The organism is Sphaerospermopsis sp. FACHB-1194, from assembly GCF_014696235.1.
GTDB classification, from domain to species: Bacteria; Cyanobacteriota; Cyanobacteriia; order Cyanobacteriales; family Nostocaceae; genus Sphaerospermopsis; species Sphaerospermopsis kisseleviana.
This window is the reverse complement of sequence record NZ_JACJPU010000005.1, coordinates 44,431-62,263: the sequence shown is the minus strand read 5'-3', so window position 1 is coordinate 62,263 and position 17,833 is coordinate 44,431. Positions and strand designations below refer to the sequence as shown.

Sequence of the window (17,833 nt, the reverse complement as noted above, 5' to 3'; positions counted from 1 at the left end):
GTCAAGGTTTTAGTTTAGATTAATGTCCTAACCGCCTTCTCTACGGCTACAATTGCGGAAATTAGAATTAAAAAATATATTAAATCTCTGCGTTATAAATCCTATTAGTCATGGGTAATAGGGAATAGGGAATAGGGAATAGGGAATAGGGAATAAGGGTAAATTATTTGTATTTTCCCAATCACCAATTACCAATTACCAATCACCAATCACCAATTACCAATTACCAATCACCAATTACCAATCACCAATCACCAATCACCAATTACCAATTACCAATCACCAATTACCAATTATGAAAAATAACTCACCAGAACAAAATAAAACCTTAACTCCAGAAAAGGAATTTTCCGAAAAGTTAACTTTTCGTGATTACTTAATTGCTACTGAACAAAAGGCCAATCAACCATTACCAATTTGGCGGTTAGTAGCACCTCTAATGCTGCAAGTAGGGTTAATTTTAGCAGTTCCCACCCAAGCAATGTATACAGAAATGACAGGTAAAAGTGTGATTTTGCAAACTTTACCTGCATATTCTAATAATGTGTTACAGGGTTCTGCTTTGTCCTTTGATTATAATATCTCTCGTACCGAAAATTTGCGAAGATTACCGGGTTGGAAAGATTGGGTAAGAGAAAATTCTCTGAGAAATGGCAGAATCAATCAAGGCAGTACATTATATTTGATTTTGCAGGAACAACAATCTTTTAACCGTGGTTTGAATCGTGATTTTAATCGTGGTTTGAATCGTGATTTTAATCGTAATGTTCCCGCAGCTTGGAAACCAGTGCGTGTGAGTAGCGATCGCCCGATTTATTTAGCTAATAATCAGGTAGCTTTAAAGGGTAATTATCAAGATGGGTTGATTAATTACGGTTTGGAAAATTATTATCTTTCCGAAGAACAAAGACAACAAATTAATAATGATTTGTTGCAAGCACAGCAAAACCGAAATGGAAGTAGAACACCGATCATTGTCAGGGTGAAAGTAGATCCTCAAGGTAATGCTGTACCAACGAGTATGTGGATAGGCGATCGCAATTATCGCTTTTGACCTTTTAACAGTTATCGCTATAGATCCCCGACTTCTCCCAGAAGTCGGGGATCTGGGTTTAGTCTTGATGACGTAAATTCCAAGCTGCACCAAAAGCAGCACCCGCACCAGCTAATAATCCCGTACTCATACCTTGAATTGTTTTTTCGACTGGGTTTTGGGTAATACATTCACTGGTAATTGTATCAGCACGCATACACATTTTACTTTCTGCCCAACTAGCAGTTCCGCCTAAAATAACACCAGATAAACTACAGGAAACAACAAGCAGTAACAAGCGTTTCGTTTTTATATCCATAGATGGATGTGTAAAGTAGAGGAGTGAGGTAAAGTTCCCACTACTTTACACTATATTTTAGTGATTGATGATTGGTGATAGTTGACAGTTGATAGTTGACAGTTGACAGTTGACAGTTGACAGTTGATTGGGAAACATAAAATTGATTACCCAGTCCCCAGTCCCCAGTCCCCAGTCCCCAGTCCCCAGTCCCCAGCGATGCACTGAGCTTGTCGAAGTGTCCCCAGTCCCCAGTCCCCAGTCCCCAGTCCCCAGTCCCCAGTCCCCAGTCCCCAGTCCCCAGGCTTATTAATCTATTTTCAAATTAAAAGGTAAACGGGCATAAATGCCTTGGGGGTCGTTCATTTTCTGTAAAATGGCAACTTCTTGTGTAAATTTCTCAAATTCTGCTAAAAGTGAGTTATTTGGCTGAATCAGATTTTTTTCAAGTCCTAATTTTGCTTGGGCTTCTTGTAGTGTTCTGCCAAAAAAACGTTCTTCTAAAGTTGTCACTCTTGGATATTCTTCTACTTCCCAATCGTTACCTAATTTTGCGGCTTTGGCTGCATATTCAATAGCAACATTTAAACCACCAATTTCATCAACTAAACCGATTTGTTTTGCTGCTACACCTGACCAAACTCGACCTTGGGCGATTTCTGCTACCTTTTGTTGGGGTAGTTTTCGACCTTCGGCAACTTTATTAATAAACATATTATAAATACGGTTAACACTGCGTTGATACAGTGCTAATTCTTGGGGTGATTTGGGACGAGCAGCTGTTTGAGTATCTGCAAATTGGGCTGTTTTTACTGTATCCCAGGTGATGCCATTATTATTGGCTAATTTTTCACCGTTTAACAATATTCCAAAGACACCAATAGAACCTGTAATAGTATTCTTTTCAGCAAAAATGCGATTAGAATCACTGGCAATCCAATAACCACCAGAAGCAGCTACATCACCCATGGAAATAATCACTGGTTTAACTTGTCGAGTTAATTTTATTTCTCGCTGTATGATTTCTGAAGCTGTGGCGCTACCACCAGGACTGTTAATTCTTAAAACTACAGATTTTACATCTTCATCTTGGCGAATTTTTCTGAAGATTTGGGCAAAGCGATCGCCTCCTATTTGTCCATCTTCTCCTTTACCATCGACTATTTCTCCTTCTGCATAAACAACTGCAATTTTATTTTCTGAGTTGCGTTCTACTCCCATTGATTTACCAGGAACTTCGGCATAATCAGTCATGTTAATTTGTCGGAAGTTTTTATCATCTTCATCACTAGCAGTTAACTTTTTCAAATCAGCAAATACTTCATCTTGGTAAGCTATTTGATCGACTAAACCGTTAGCTTTTGCGGCGGTAGATTCTAAAATAGCTTGGTTATTGGCGATCGCCTGTAATTTTTCCGGTTGAATTTTCCGACTTTTACCTACAGAAGTTCGCCACTCTCCCCACACATCATCTAATAATTTTTGGGTTTGTTGTCTATTTTCTGGACTCAGTTTATCCAGGAGAAAAGGTTCTACTGCTCCTTTAAATTTCCCTACCCGTACTACTTGAACACCAATCCCGTATTTCTCCAATGCTCCTGTTAAGAATATCGGTTGTGAACTCAAACCGTTGATTTCCATCATGCCTACAGGATTGAGTACAATCTTATCAGCTACTGAACTCAGATAATATTCCCGTTCATTCCAATCTGTACTATATGCGATAATCTTTTTCCCAGATGCACGGAATTTATCTAACGCTTGACGAATTTCTTTGAGGGAAGCATAACCCAAACTACTCGCTGTACCTGACTTGGTAGCATCTATATAAATACCCACAATACGCGGATCACGTTGCGCTTTTTCCACAGTTTCAATCACTTTGCGGAGTGTGATTTGTTCTTCATCTACACCTGTTAAGGTTTTTTGCAGAAAGTCACTGGAACTAGGTTGACTGTCAGTGATTTTCATTGACAAGTCAAACACCAGCATAGATTTATCTTTAACTTGTGGACTTGTATCTTTAGCAGTAGCAGCGATAATGATAAATAATAAGCCTAGACTACCAACACCAGAGAAAATAATCAGTCCTAGTAAGCTACCAATTAAACTAGCACAAGTTTGTTTAAAAAAGTTATTCATTGGTTATAATATGTCCTTTTGAATACCTATCATATCTGGTAGGAAAGGGAATAGGGAACAGGGAACAGGGAACAGAACAATTAAAAAAATAACTCCTGCCTCCTGACTCCTGCCTCTTTTTATTGTATACGCTGCAAACTGTCAGATTGCTTTAACTGATACAAAGTTCTGTTACCAGTACAAAATAACACGGTGGTGATTTCGGCAATTAAGACTTCTGTCAATTCTTGTAGTGCAGTTGATGATACATCTGCTGCTTGCAGGAAAGGCATTGCTAAACCAGCGATATCTGCACCAAGAGCGATCGCTTTGGCTACATCTAACCCATGACGTAACCCCCCAGACGCTATTAAAGGTATTTCCGGTAACTGTGCGCGAATACTGGTAATACATTCTGCTGTCGGTATCCCCCAATCGGCAAAAGTCTTTCCTAATCTACGCTGTAATGATGTTTCGGCTCTTTCGCTTTCTACCAAAGCCCAAGATGTACCACCAGCCCCTGCGACATCAATAGCCTGTATTCCTACGGATATAAGTTTTTCAGCCATCTTCCCAGAAATACCATTACCGACTTCTTTGGCAATGACAGGAACTGGTAATTTACTGCATAAATCGGCAATTTTGTCAAACAATCCCCGGAAATTAGTATCACCTCTGGGTTGAATGAACTCTTGTAGCGGGTTAATGTGTAAAATTAAAGCATCAGCTTCTAAAATATCAATAATTCGCAAACATTCATCAACACCACATTGATAATTAAGTTGTACAGCACCTAAATTAGCAAATAAAAGCACATCTGGGGCGTATTTACGAATAGCGAAAGTATCAGCAACTTGGGGTTTTTCCAAAGCTACACGCTGAGAACCTACACCCATCGCTAGTTTATATTGCTGGGCGACTTCTGCCAAACGACGGTTAATCATTCCTGCGCGTTCTGTTCCTCCAGTCATGGAAGATATTAAGATTGGTGCGTGAAGCTGTTTTCCCAAAAAAGTCGTGCTGATATCAATGTCGGTGCGATCGCATTCCGGTAAACAACAATGAATAAAACGATATTTTTCTAGTCCAGTAGTGACTTGCTGACCTTGGACATCTTCCTCAAGACAGATGCGGATATGATCCGCTTTGCGATTTTGGGTTTGTGTTGGGGTGGTGGTAGGAGGGTTCACGGGTAATGACTCCAAGCTGTTATCTTCATTATTGTTGCAAATATTAAGAATCTTCTTGAATTTTTGGGAAGCATTTTATAATTGTGTATAGGCGTTAAGATTTAAGAATTGTTGAGTTTAGACTTATTTATTTGTGTTAATACTTAGAGGGGGTTTATCCGTTGAATTTGTACGGGTTTAGCAATAGCTTGGGTTGAGATAACAAAATATGGATATATGACTATACTTTTGTTATTCAAACCCAATACCTAAAACTGCTATTCTGCTACAGTGAGAATGAGAGATTGATCGCTTTTTGGGGATGTGGGGAGTGCGTTAGCGTTCGCGTAGCGTCTCGTAGAGATAGCTTACCGAAGGTATCGCTATTTGAAAAATGTGAAAAGATGCGATCGCTTTTCTTATTTGCTAAACTGTAAATTATCACAACAGTAATAAATTTCTATGTACTCCACCAGTCCACACCAAAAACTATTAGAAGCGATTGCCAACCTTGATGATCAACAAATTTCACTTGTTTTAAAATTTATCTCATCTTTAGAAACATCTGTTAACAACTATCAAGCTCCACCTAAAACAGTATTAGAAAGAATGGGCGGTTATCCCAAATTTTTACTAGAAGGATCAGGAGATTTGTCAGATAGAGATGTACGCAAAAAAGCAATTTCTGACATAATTCAAGCAAGACATCAAACAAGAACTCATGAATAATAATTATCCCCTAATATTAATTGATACTGGGATTCTTGTTGCCTTCTATGACCGTAAAGACAAGTATCACCAAAAAGTTATTAATTTTTTTAGTACCTGTACCAGTCAACTCATCACAACAATTGCCTGTGTTACAGAAGTGATGTGGTTACTTGCCCCAAATACAAAAGTGCAGAACGAATTTTTATCTGCTTTATCACTGGAAGTATTTTTATGTGAACATTTACTGCCATCGGACTATGAAAGAATCCAGGAACTTAACACAAGTTATCAGGATCTACCAGGAGATTTTACCGATTTATCGCTGATTGCTATTTCGGAAAGATTAAATATCTCTGCTATTGCAACTCTAGACAAAGACTTTAATATTTATCGGCGTTATCGCAAGCAACCATTTGATCGTATATTTTTACCTTAATCATAACTATTCTTCTTCAGCTAAAATCTGTGAAATATCCCGTGCAGCATGAATTAATCGAACAATTTAAATATACTCATCCCTTTCTAAATAAAAAATTAGATGCTTTTCAAATCCTCTAACTCCCCACTTCCGCGAACCAACTAAACGCGGATTCTTAACATTATATTACCAATCTTCTGCACTATTCGCTGTTGACTGAATTTAAGGGAACATTGGATATGCACTGCATCTGAGTTTAGCAAAATTTGTCTTTTTGTACTGTACGTAGTTGATGACGACGATTAAGATCAGAAGCATCTGCCTACTTAATATCCTCTCATTTTTGTGATTCATGCCTCTGTCTCGCCTAGTCACGCTCATTGTTGGTTTGATTATCATTTTGGGGTTAGCCCTGTGGCTGATTGATTCCCTGACTCGGCTTTATTGGCAACTATCCTATTCTCCCCTATTAGGTAATCTGCTGCTGTTGCTGCTGATTGTTCTTTTGGCAGGGTTGGTTGCAGCCTTTATATATTATGTTTTGGTTTTGCGGTCTGGTGAGGAAAAATCACGACGTAATCGCAGACGCGTTACCCCTAGCCAAATTCCTGCGGCTAAGTCTGATGCGGCTTCTAGCACTCTGCAAGCTGTACGTCAACAGGTGGCACAAATTCAAGATGAAGTTACCCGTCAAGCTTTACTGAGTCGCACTAAGGAAATAGAAGCGAATTTAGCACGGGGGGAAATTCAAGTAGTGGTGTTTGGAACAGGGAGTGCTGGCAAAACTTCCTTAGTAAATGCGATTATGGGGCGGATAGTCGGGCAGGTAAATGCGCCAATGGGTACAACTCAGGTTGGTGAAACCTATTGTTTACGCTTAAAGGGATTAGAACGAAAAATTTTAATTACCGATACGCCAGGAATTTTAGAAGCGGGAGTTGCCGGCACAGAACGAGAACAACTGGCCAGGGCTTTGGCGACGGAAGCAGATTTATTATTATTTGTGGTAGATAATGATTTACGGCGTTCTGAATATGAGCCGTTGAAGGGTTTAGCAGAAATTGGTAAGCGATCGCTCTTGGTTCTCAATAAAACTGATTTATATACAGATGAGGATCAAGAAGCTATCTTAACTAAGTTGCGTCAACGGGTAAAAGATTATATTGCTAGTAATGATGTGGTGGCGATCGCTGCTAACCCCCAACCCGCACAATTAGAAACCGGGGAAATTTTCCAACCAGAACCAGATATAGTCTCCTTATTGCGACGTATGGCTTCTGTACTACGGGCTGAAGGTGAAGATTTAGTTGCAGATAATATTCTTTTACAATCTCTCCGCTTAGGAGAAGAAGCCCGAAAATTAATTGATTCTCAACGTCGCCGTCAAGCTGATAAAATTGTAGACCGCTATCAATGGATCGGCGCTGGTGTGGTTTCTGTAACTCCTTTACCAGTGGTAGACTTACTAGCTACCGCCGCAGTTAACGCCCAAATGGTGGTAGAAATTGGCAGGGTTTACGGTTGTGATTTGAATATGGAACGGGGGCGAGAATTAGCCTTATCTTTAGGAAAAACCATTGCTGGTTTAGGTATTGTTAAAGGAGCTATTGAATTACTATCAACGGCTTTGCAACTTCATGTTGCTACTTTTATCATTGGTCGCGCTATTCAAGGAGTAACAGCAGCTTATTTAACGCGCATTGCCGGCAAAAGCTTTATTGAGTATTTTCGCCATGATCAAGATTGGGGTGATGGGGGAATGACGGAAGTAGTACAGCAGCAATTTCAGATGAATCGCCGAGACGAGTTTATAAAAGTATTTATCCAAGAGGCGATCGCTAAAGTCGTAAAACCTTTGACAGACGGTGAATAAAAGCTAGAACCTGAGGCAGATGGCAAGATGGAGAAGTAGGGGAGAAAATAACCGGCAACTAATAGCTAAGAAATCAAGACTCATAAATCAAGACTCATAAATCAAGACTCAATTGCAAAATTGCAAAATTGATGGAAATGGTGATGTATCTAATTAGGGGATGCTGAAAAAGTCCTGCGTCTACATAGGGGTTGCTGAGAAAGTCTTTCCGTGAGGGCATAGGAGTCAGGAGTCAGGAGTCAGGAGTCAGGAGAAGATTTGAAAATTTCTTTGCCATCTCTTGAAATCCCAAAAAATGCACATTCCGGTATACCCTTCAAAACCCTTGCACTAATTTCTGTGTTTATCAGCCTCTAACCTTTGATATATCAAGGTTTTAGGTTTATTCAGCAAACCCTACATATCAATAGCGATCGCTCAAGTAAATTACCACTTTTTGATTTCTGCACCAAACCGATTTCAATTCCTCCCATCCTGATCCTAAGACCTAAAACCCATCAGACTGCTGAAAAATGTCAAAAAAGTAAATAAATAGACATATATGTAAGTAATATGACTTATTTCAGGTGTTAATAAAACATCGGGATTTGTATGTATTTTATGTGACGAATATTTTGATTAATCGTGAGATAGAAAAACCCAGTAAAAAGTTGATATTGGGTTATTTTTGGCTATATACCGGCATTTATAGAGATTTAAGAGCAGTCTTTATTTAAAGTCCCCCTTATTTAAAGCTACAAAAAATCATTTCTCCCTATTCCGGAGAGAGGAAGAAATTTGAGAAAAGGTGAGTAACAACTGATCTAATAGATTTCTCAGTAAGGAACTTATGACTGAACAAATCGCCAGAAAATTATTGCAAGGTCGCTACCAAATTATTCAAAGCCTTAGTGCAGGTGTATTTGGGCAAACTTATATTGCCGAAGATACCAAAGATGTTGATTACCCAGAAAGACCCAGATACGTTGTTAAACAGCTAAAAGTCAACCACTATCAATCTAATTCCTACTTTGACTACCTCAGACTAAGTTTTCTGACCGAAACCGAAACCCTGAAGGATTTAGGAGAACATGACCAAATTCCTAAACTGATCACCTGCTTTGAAGAAAATGAACAGTTTTATTTAGTACAGGAATATATTTACGGACAACCCTTATCCGCAGAATTAAAGATAAATAAAAACAAGGGACAGAAGTGGAGTACCACTCAAGCGATGACATTTCTCGAAGATGGATTAAATATCCTCGAATTTGTCCATTCTCAAGGTTTTATTCACTGTGATATCAAACCAGAAAATTTAATCAGACGTTCTAGTGATGATAAATTAGTGCTAATAGATTTTGGTTCAATTCAACCCATTGATTTTAGCACTGATGCCGAATTACCTATTTCCCAGATTCCCGTGACTTCATTGGGTTACATTCCACCAGAACAATTTTTAGGACAAACACAACCCAATAGTGACATTTATGCTTTGGGAATGATTGTACTCCAAGGTTTAACAGGATTAACACCACTGCAATTAAAAATTGACCCTGCTAATAATGAAATTCCTTGGACTTGTGAAGATACGATCATTGACGAATATCTGGCTGTTTTTATCAGCCAAATGATTCGCTATAATTATCAGGAAAGATTTCAATCTGCCAGCGAAGCACTATGGGTATTTAAACACATAACATGGAAGCATCGGGCATCTGCAATTGCGACTTCAAAGTTTCCCATTACTACCAAAAAAGCTGTTGCAGATAAAAATAAAAAATTAGATCCATTATTAGCAGGAATGAAATGGGGAATCACCATTAATTCTTTGGTAGTTGGTTTGGGAGTTTATGCTTTAGCTAATAGTTATCAAGCTAATTCAGAAACAGCAACTTTATCTGAAGCAATCACAGAATATCAAACCGGTAATTTAGAAAAAGCAATTAGTTTAGCTAAAACAATTCCCTCCTATAGCAACGTCTATCCAGAAGCTCAAGAGACAATTGCAGAATGGCAAAAGCAATGGCACAATGATACTAAAAATTATTTAGTAGCTGAACAAGCATTAGATGAAGGTAATTTGTTAGATGCCATGCACGCTGTTACGCAAATTCCCTACACTTCCTATTGGCGTTCTAAACGAGAACAACTAATTGAAAAAACAGAAACTAACCTAGAAGCAAAAACACAAACTTTATTAAATAAAGCTTACGCCAGCGCAGAAAAGAAAGATTTTTCGGCTGCTTTAGAATATCTGCGCCAAATTCCTCCAGAAAGTTCTGCTGGTGCTATAGTGCAACAAAAATTAGCTGAATACAATCAGAAAAGGCAAATTAGAGCCGAATATTTTTTACATTCAGCTTATCATAAAGCTTTAAGGAAAGACTTTGCTGGTGCAATCAAATTCCTGGAAAAAATTCCTGAAGATACTGATGCTTATGCTCAAGCTCAAATCAAAATCCAGGAGTATAAGGAAAAGCAACTATTCAGCATCCCCTAAGTAGGTAGGCGTTAAAAATGGTCGTTATGGCAAGCCAGAAGGCAGGAGGCAGAAAGCAGGAGGGAAGAGACTTTTAGGTAACTTTACTTTTCGTTACATACTGCGGTTTTTTTGTGCCTTTCTACTTATTTAATTTTCAGGTGTCGAGGGGTTTTCATTAATTAGACATTGGCAAAATAGGTACAACAATTGGGAGAGATTTGTCGGGTTGGATTTGATTTTCTGCCTGTTTGCGGGCTTCTATTGCTTGTTGGTAATCGGGCTTATATTTAATAGCTTGATCATAGGATTTTATCGCTTCTTGATATCGTTGTAAATTGAATAACGCATTGCCCATGCTGTACCAACTTTCATAGTGGTTTTTTTTGTAATTAACTGCTTTATTATAGGATGCAAAAGCATCTTCATATCTCTGTAACTTATATTGTGAATTTCCTAAATTATACCATGCTTGATAATCATTTGCTTTCAAAGAAATTGCTTTTTGATAAGCATCGATCGCTTCTGTATAACGTTGACTTTGATGTAGTGACCATCCCAAAGTATACCAAGCTTGATAATTACTAGGATGATATTTAATCACTTCCTTAAATGAGTCAATTGCTTCAGCATATCTTCTTAATGTCACTAAAATATTACCTCTAGAAAACCAAGATCGGTAATGACTGGGTTGATATTGCACGACTTGACTATAGGCTTTTAAAGCATCTTCATAGCGGTTTAAATTTACTAGGGAATTACCCAAATTATATAAAGCTGCTGTATAGTCTGGTTTTAGTTCTACTGCTTGTGTATAAGCTGTAATTGCATCATTATATTGTTTGATATTTTGTAAAGATAAACCTTTTTTATACCAAGATTCATAATTATCGGATTGCAATTCAATTGCTTGATCATAAGACTTAATAGCATTATCATATTGTTTTAAATTTCTGAAAGCATCACCTTTAGCATTCCACACTGCTGGATAATCATCTTTTTCATGTAAGGCTTTATCAAAAGCAGAAATTGCTTCTGTATATCGCTGTAAACTTGATAAGGCAAAACCTCTACCAATCCAAGCTTCTAAATAATCAGGTTGAATTTGAATTGCTTTGTCATAAGCTTTGATTGCTTGTTGATATTTTTTCAATTCAAATAATGCTTTACCTTGACCATACCATCCTGGAAAATAATCAGGTTTGATATTTACTGCTTTTTCATAATTTGCCAGTGCATCTTCATATCTTTGGAGTTGTAAAAGTGTATTCCCTTGGTTATATAAATCAACTGCGTTATGAGTATTGATTTTATTAAAGATATATATTGATGCAATTCCCCCTAAACTTAATAAAAATATTCCTGATACTAATTTGAACAATAGAAATTTTTTAGATGGTTGAGGTTTGATATGATTAACTGGCGCAGGAGGACTAAAAACTATTGTTCCAGAGAGAGGTTTAACTAATTCTTGCAGTGCTTGTAATGCTACCGTTGCTGAAGCATAACGTTGACGAAAATCATAACAAATCATTTTATCTATAAATTCTGCAAATTCTGGCGTGACAGTGGTATGATTCCGCCAAATAATTTCATTAGTATCTGCATCTCTTTCTAATTGCTGAGGTAATAAACCAGTCATTGCTTGAATAGCAATAATTCCCAAAGCATAGATATCACTGCTTAATTTTGGTGTACCTTGGGCTTGTTCTCCAGGCATATAACCAGGTGTGCCAATAGCAACAGTAGCGGGAGTTTGACCAGAAGGTATAATGACTTGGGTGGTAATTTCTTTAACTGCCCCAAAATCAATTAAAATTAGTTTACTATCTTGATCACGTCTGAGGATATTGCGGGGATTAACATCACGGTGAATTACCTTTTGTTGATGTACAAAGTCTAAAATTTCCAAAATTTCTTGTAATAGAGAAATTACCTGATCTTGAGTGAGGGTTTTTCCTGGTAATAACTCTTGGGAGAGATCATGACTAGGAATAAATTCTTGAACAAGGTAAAATTCGGCATTTTCCTCAAAGTATGCTAAAAGTTGGGGAATGTGATCATGAGTACCTAACTTGTACAAAACCTGCGCTTCGGTATCAAATAAACGTCTGGCTATTTCTAAAGTTGCAGCGTTACTAGACTGAGGCTTGAGTTTTTTGACAACACACTGAGGAGAACCAGGTAAGTGAGTATCAGAAGCAACATAAGTTTCTCCAAATCCCCCTCCTCCCAGATGGCGGATAATCTGGTATCTTCCTACAAGTGTGTTTCCTATCATCTCGGTTGCTAAGTTGAGTGTAATATTACTTCATTACAATATTGCCACAGGTAACTGGTGATTGGTGACTGGGGACTGGTGACTGGTGACTGGTGACTGGTGACTGGTGACTGGTGACTGGTGACTGGGGACTGGTGACTGGTGACTGGGGACTGGGGACTGGTGACTGGTGACTGGTGACTGGGGACTGGGGACTGGTGACTGGTGACTGGGGACTGGGGACTGGGGACTGGGGACTGGGGACTGGGGACTGGGGACTGGGGACTGGGGACTGGGGACTGGGGACTGGGGACTGGGTAATCAATTTTATTTTTACCAATTACCAATTACCAATTACCTATTACCAATTACCTATTACCAATTACCAATTACCAATTACCTATTACCAATTACCCATTACCATTGATCATGATTCCTATTAGTGATAACTTTTATAGTTGGAAGAAACCAATTATTACTTATTGGTTGATTGGCATTAATTTGGGGATATTTTGTTGGGAATTACAATTAGATGTAAGTGGGAAATTAGGTAACTTTGTCAGCAATTGGGGGATTATTCCTGAACAAACTAACACTGCTTTAACTAATGCTATTTTTTATAATTCGGCGGCTTGGATAGTTGTAATTTGGCGGTTAATTGCCTTACCACTTTCGTTGTTTGTGCATGGTAGTTTTAGTCAAATTTTGGGTAATATTTTATTTCTGTGGGTTTTTGGTAAGACGGTAGAAAGAAATTTAGGACAACAAAGATATTTATTGCTGTATTTAGCTGCTGGTGTGTTTGGGGGGATGATGCAAATTTTTATGAATCCTAAGTTAAGTGTACCTGTGATTGGTGCAAATGGGGCGATCGCTGCTATTTTAGGGGCTTATATTATCAAGTTTCCGAAGGTGAAAATAGATTCGATTTTACCTTTAATTATTATCTTTATTCCTGTGGAAATTCCTGCTTTTTGGTATTTATTTTGGTGGTTTATTCAACAGTCATTTTATGGAATTGGTAGTTTAAATATTGATGGTGGTTTTACTAATCCTGGTTATTGGGGACAGTTTGCCGGATTAGTTACAGGTGCGGCTTTTATCAAAATGATAAAAAGGTGATTGGTGATTGGTAATTGGTGATTGGTGATTGGTGATTGGGGGTTGCTGAATAAATACGAAAACCTTACAGGTAAAGGATTTCAGTGAATTTGAAATTGAAAAAGTGCAAGCCTTTAGGCTGTGAGAACTTAAAAACCTTGCATTTAATTTGTATAAGTGGAACAGGCATCTTGCCTGTTCTACAAGAGTTCAGAATATTAGGATTATACAATTTAGCTGTGTAACAGCTTAGTGAGAAAATTAATAATTTCATCTAAGAGTAATTGCGGTTCATCAACACGAATTAAATGACCGCTATTTTCAAATATTTTTAAATGGGCGTTAGGAATAGCTTCGGCAATTTCTTCTGAAAATTCTGGGGGACAGATCCAGTCATGTCGTCCGGCAATTATCAGTGTTGGTGAGGTAATTTTATGTAATTCGTTGAGGATATTATAGTTTCTTAAAAAGCCACTAAAGGCAATGTTAATGGCATCAACTGAGAGGATAGTTTGGTCTGAGTCTGGAGAATTTGTTTTGCGGTTATTGGTTTGGCAATACATTGGATTCATGATTTTAAAAAATTCCCGTAGCTGTTCTTCGTTTTCAAAATTACCTGCCCAAAGTTTGGAGGCGATCGCTTTTTGTTCTGGGTTTCCTCTTTGTGCTAAAATTTCTTGAGCGCGTTGTAAAAAACGGGAACTGGCGGTTGTGGCAATTACTATTAAATGAGAAACATTTTGCGGATATTTGATAGCATAGGAAAGGGCAACCATACCCCCATAGGAAGAACCAATTAAAATGATTTTTTCTAACCCCAAATATTGGCGTAAAGCTTCCATATCCTCAACATTATTTTCTAGGGTATAGGTTTCTTTTGATCCACGTGCTGACCTTCCCTGACCCCGATGATCAAAATAGACCATTTGTAGGTGATGACTGAGGGGAGAAAAACAAGGTTTATAACTGGTGTGGTCTACTCCAGGTCCACCATGAATGATGAAAGCAACTGGTTTTTCACGTATTCCCTGTTCTTCAACTGCTAACCCACAACCGTCAATATCAAAATAGATTTCTGTATCTCTGATTTTTGCTTTCACTATTAATTTACTCCTCAAAATAAACAAGATTAAATTTAATATTTAATATTTAATATTTAATATTTAATATTTAATCTTTTTTGGCGATCGCTAATTTAATATAATTCACATATTGGAAAAAGCGATCACTAATTTCACCAAATACATAATCATGTTAAATATTGCTCTGGTTATCTTTCAGCGCCCGTGGTGCTAATTTAACATAAGTTTTAACTGTGGTGTATGGTATTTCTAAATCTTGAGCTATGATTTGTAATGATTCTCCCATTTCCCTTCTTGCTAATATTGTTGCCCAAGTTGTAGCTATTTTTTCCGTGCGATCGCCTCCTGTGTTTTATATGTTCTGGTAATAAATTAGTTGTAATTTCTGTTGATATATTGGATGTTGGTTCTATCCATTCTAAACTAGTTTGCCCTAGTCTTGGAAACAAGACGGAAAACAAACACAAGGAGATTAAAAATGATGTTTCAGTCCCCTTGCGGGGATTAGGTAATTAGAAACACTACGACGATTATAGAATTGGTGATTTTTGTTGGGAAGTTTCAGTCCCCTTGCGGGGATTAGGTAATTAGAAACTAGGTAAAGTTACAAAAACCATGATTAAATCTATTAAAGGGTTTCAGTCCCCTTGCGGGGATTAGGTAATTAGAAACGATGAAGAAAAACTAGCCAAACTTCGTAGGGTCTTGTTTCAGTCCCCTTGCGGGGATTAGGTAATTAGAAACAATGTCGTGGGTTTGGATTTGATTCTATCCATCCAAGTTTCAGTCCCCTTGCGGGGATTAGGTAATTAGAAACTAAACTGGGGTATAACTGGGGTATAAAGTGGGTGAGTTTCAGTCCCCTTGCGGGGATTAGGTAATTAGAAACCTATTGTTCGATGGTCTAAAATCGCGTTTTATTTTAGTTTCAGTCCCCTTGCGGGGATTAGGTAATTAGAAACAAAAATGATTGACTTCGAGAAAGCCGGAGTCAATTGTTTCAGTCCCCTTGCGGGGATTAGGTAATTAGAAACAAAATTGAGGAGCAAAAAATCATGATGGAAGAATCGTTTCAGTCCCCTTGCGGGGATTAGGTAATTAGAAACACACCCTAACGGCGTTAATTTAATAGTATGTTTGGTTTCAGTCCCCTTGCGGGGATTAGGTAATTAGAAACGGCACTGATAGGGAATTTGTGAAAGTTCCTGCTAACTAGTTTCAGTCCCCTTGCGGGGATTAGGTAATTAGAAACGGCAACATTCCAAGCATTGACCTTGATGCTTTCTAGTTTCAGTCCCCTTGCGGGGATTAGGTAATTAGAAACAGATCATGTAGGCTACTTTGAGCCTTACGGAGAGTAGTTTCAGTCCCCTTGCGGGGATTAGGTAATTAGAAACGTAATCATAGCTATTAAGGTAAGGTAAATCATTTATGTTTCAGTCCCCTTGCGGGGATTAGGTAATTAGAAACTATAGATGGTCATATATATTAATAGTTAATAAATGGGGGTTTCAGTCCCCTTGCGGGGATTAGGTAATTAGAAACACTAAGTAGGTTATTCTTTTCAAGAAGTTGGTAGACTAAAAGTTTCAGTCCCCTTGCGGGGATTAGGTAATTAGAAACAATCTAAGAAAACTTAACCCCCGATACTTCAATCTTGTTTCAGTCCCCTTGCGGGGATTAGGTAATTAGAAACCTAACATAAACCTGGAACATAAACAAGGAAAATAGATGGTTTCAGTCCCCTTGCGGGGATTAGGTAATTAGAAACTCGCTTAAACCGTTCTGCAAGTTTAAGGTCACGCTCTTTTTGTTTCAGTCCCCTTGCGGGGATTAGGTAATTAGAAACAGTGAGTTCGCCTAGTGCGATCATTTTAATCAAGGGTTTCAGTCCCCTTGCGGGGATTAGGTAATTAGAAACAAGTCGCTCCACTTTAAGGTACATACTTCCGAGGGTTTCAGTCCCCTTGCGGGGATTAGGTAATTAGAAACTTATCTCTGACCAGCCAGCCAGCGGTATTTTTATGTTTCAGTCCCCTTGCGGGGATTAGGTAATTAGAAACTTTATGGTATGGATATCGATTGTCAATCTTCCTTTATTGTGTTTCAGTCCCCTTGCGGGGATTAGGTAATTAGAAACTAGGATTGATTTAAAATGTATGTCCTAAAATTTGAGTTTCAGTCCCCTTGCGGGGATTAGGTAATTAGAAACGAGATCGTAATTTTTTCATAGTTCCTACCAAATTAAGTTTCAGTCCCCTTGCGGGGATTAGGTAATTAGAAACTCATCCTCATCTTCTTCCGGGATATCTCCCTGATAGTTTCAGTCCCCTTGCGGGGATTAGGTAATTAGAAACTTGTTAACTCAACAGGGCGTAACTGTGAACATAATTTGTGTTTCAGTCCCCTTGCGGGGATTAGGTAATTAGAAACTATTCACAAAACCCTACTAATTAGTAGGATATGGTTTCAGTCCCCTTGCGGGGATTAGGTAATTAGAAACATATACAAACTAACTATTTAAGCAAATAATAAAAAGTTTCAGTCCCCTTGCGGGGATTAGGTAATTAGAAACTAATCCATTTCTTAGCGCATTTCCAGAATAACAAAAGTTTCAGTCCCCTTGCGGGGATTAGGTAATTAGAAACCTAATCTTTTTATCTAATGCCATGTCTGACGCAGGTTTCAGTCCCCTTGCGGGGATTAGGTAATTAGAAACCGAGTAGTATTCCCCAATAGGGGGAAGTGCGATCCGTTTGTTTCAGTCCCCTTGCGGGGATTAGGTAATTAGAAACTCTTCATTTTTTTTCCAAATTAATGACTATATTGTTGTTTCAGTCCCCTTGCGGGGATTAGGTAATTAGAAACATTAAAAAGCTAGGTAAAGTTTCTTTTTTGGTGTCGTTTCAGTCCCCTTGCGGGGATTAGGTAATTAGAAACTCGTAACAAATTAGATAAGCTGACCCTACGTTAATTCGTTTCAGTCCCCTTGCGGGGATTAGGTAATTAGAAACCTATGGTTTCCTGCGAAGCCGCGATCAACTCAGTCAAGTTTCAGTCCCCTTGCGGGGATTAGGTAATTAGAAACATTCTGAAAATGTAGATATCCCAATCAAGAATCAAGTTTCAGTCCCCTTGCGGGGATTAGGTAATTAGAAACTTTGGATTTATAGATCAAGGCAGTTGCAACGATGGGTAAGTTTCAGTCCCCTTGCGGGGATTAGGTAATTAGAAACTTTCAGGAAACAAATTTTCAGGAGACAAATAAAATGGTGTTTCAGTCCCCTTGCGGGGATTAGGTAATTA

General features: G+C 38.2%; 14 protein-coding genes, 1 pseudogene and 1 CRISPR repeat array (1 of these 16 cut by a window edge). Of the genes and pseudogenes, 8 read left to right on the top strand and 7 right to left on the bottom strand.

The genetic code is table 11. From position 1 onward, the window contains the following. The first annotated feature begins 167 nt into the window (after positions 1–167). Positions 168–299, top strand: coding sequence for a hypothetical protein (locus tag H6F45_RS26895; protein WP_277876956.1), 132 nt, complete (start codon positions 168–170; stop codon positions 297–299). Then, the gene (locus H6F45_RS04645; RefSeq protein WP_137668617.1) at positions 296–1,054 is read left to right on the top strand and encodes a GDYXXLXY domain-containing protein; all 759 of its coding nucleotides are present in this window, start codon (positions 296–298) and stop codon (positions 1,052–1,054) included. The genes H6F45_RS26895 and H6F45_RS04645 overlap by 4 nt, the downstream gene beginning before the upstream one ends. A 58-nt stretch (positions 1,055–1,112) precedes the next feature. Here the strand turns inward: H6F45_RS04645 and H6F45_RS04640 are convergent, their stop codons facing one another. Then, complete coding sequence (locus H6F45_RS04640; RefSeq protein WP_187039436.1) at positions 1,113–1,352, bottom strand: hypothetical protein; 240 nt, start codon at positions 1,350–1,352, stop codon at positions 1,113–1,115. A 127-nt stretch (positions 1,353–1,479) separates the two neighbouring features. Here H6F45_RS04640 and H6F45_RS04635 point away from each other — a divergent pair, with 127 nt between their 5' ends. After that, positions 1,480–1,644 (top strand): hypothetical protein, encoded by a 165-nt coding sequence (locus H6F45_RS04635; RefSeq protein ID WP_190346605.1) that lies wholly within the window; start codon positions 1,480–1,482, stop codon positions 1,642–1,644. Here the strand turns inward: H6F45_RS04635 and sppA are convergent. Both sppA and fni read right to left on the bottom strand, forming a co-directional pair. Next, positions 1,641–3,473 (bottom strand): signal peptide peptidase SppA, encoded by a 1,833-nt coding sequence (gene sppA, locus H6F45_RS04630; protein ID WP_190346604.1) that lies wholly within the window; start codon positions 3,471–3,473, stop codon positions 1,641–1,643. The two genes, H6F45_RS04635 and sppA, sit on opposite strands and share 4 nt — an antisense overlap. A gap of 119 nt (positions 3,474–3,592) precedes the next feature. After that, on the bottom strand, positions 3,593–4,642 hold the full coding sequence (gene fni, locus H6F45_RS04625) for a type 2 isopentenyl-diphosphate Delta-isomerase (protein WP_190346603.1): 1,050 nt from the start codon (positions 4,640–4,642) through the stop codon (positions 3,593–3,595). A gap of 441 nt (positions 4,643–5,083) precedes the next feature. Here fni and H6F45_RS04620 point away from each other — a divergent pair, with 441 nt between their 5' ends. The 4 genes from H6F45_RS04620 (at position 5,084) to H6F45_RS04605 (ending at position 10,105) form a co-directional block, all read left to right on the top strand. After that, complete coding sequence (locus H6F45_RS04620; RefSeq protein WP_199291226.1) at positions 5,084–5,350, top strand: hypothetical protein; 267 nt, start codon at positions 5,084–5,086, stop codon at positions 5,348–5,350. Further along, positions 5,343–5,768, top strand: coding sequence for a PIN domain-containing protein (locus H6F45_RS04615; protein WP_096568684.1), 426 nt, complete (start codon positions 5,343–5,345; stop codon positions 5,766–5,768). The genes H6F45_RS04620 and H6F45_RS04615 overlap by 8 nt, the downstream gene beginning before the upstream one ends. Before the next feature lie 334 nt (positions 5,769–6,102). Then, positions 6,103–7,623, top strand: coding sequence for a GTP-binding protein (locus H6F45_RS04610; protein ID WP_137668620.1), 1,521 nt, complete (start codon positions 6,103–6,105; stop codon positions 7,621–7,623). 829 nt (positions 7,624–8,452) lie between these two features. Further along, on the top strand, positions 8,453–10,105 hold the full coding sequence (locus H6F45_RS04605; protein WP_190346602.1) for a serine/threonine-protein kinase: 1,653 nt from the start codon (positions 8,453–8,455) through the stop codon (positions 10,103–10,105). A gap of 157 nt (positions 10,106–10,262) precedes the next feature. Here H6F45_RS04605 and H6F45_RS04600 read toward each other — a convergent pair whose 3' ends face one another. Then, positions 10,263–12,365 carry a serine/threonine-protein kinase gene (locus H6F45_RS04600; RefSeq protein ID WP_190346601.1) on the bottom strand — a complete coding sequence of 701 codons (2,103 nt, stop codon included), beginning with the start codon at positions 12,363–12,365 and terminating at the stop codon, positions 10,263–10,265. 8 nt (positions 12,366–12,373) lie between these two features. Beyond that, positions 12,374–12,691 carry a hypothetical protein gene (locus H6F45_RS04595; protein WP_190346600.1) on the bottom strand — a complete coding sequence of 106 codons (318 nt, stop codon included), beginning with the start codon at positions 12,689–12,691 and terminating at the stop codon, positions 12,374–12,376. 82 nt (positions 12,692–12,773) lie between these two features. Here H6F45_RS04595 and H6F45_RS04590 point away from each other — a divergent pair, with 82 nt between their 5' ends. Continuing rightward, on the top strand, positions 12,774–13,466 hold the full coding sequence (locus H6F45_RS04590; protein WP_190346599.1) for a rhomboid family intramembrane serine protease: 693 nt from the start codon (positions 12,774–12,776) through the stop codon (positions 13,464–13,466). A 212-nt stretch (positions 13,467–13,678) separates the two neighbouring features. Here H6F45_RS04590 and H6F45_RS04585 read toward each other — a convergent pair whose 3' ends face one another. Together H6F45_RS04585 and H6F45_RS04580 are read right to left on the bottom strand one after the other, a co-directional pair. Then, positions 13,679–14,545 carry an alpha/beta fold hydrolase gene (locus H6F45_RS04585; RefSeq protein WP_190346598.1) on the bottom strand — a complete coding sequence of 289 codons (867 nt, stop codon included), beginning with the start codon at positions 14,543–14,545 and terminating at the stop codon, positions 13,679–13,681. A gap of 154 nt (positions 14,546–14,699) precedes the next feature. Next, positions 14,700–14,876, bottom strand: a pseudogene (locus tag H6F45_RS04580) (CRISPR-associated endoribonuclease Cas6); the annotation flags it as partial. 134 nt (positions 14,877–15,010) lie between these two features. After that, positions 15,011–17,833: direct repeats of the CRISPR family, unit length 37 nt; unit sequence GTTTCAGTCCCCTTGCGGGGATTAGGTAATTAGAAAC (it continues 600 nt past the right edge of the window).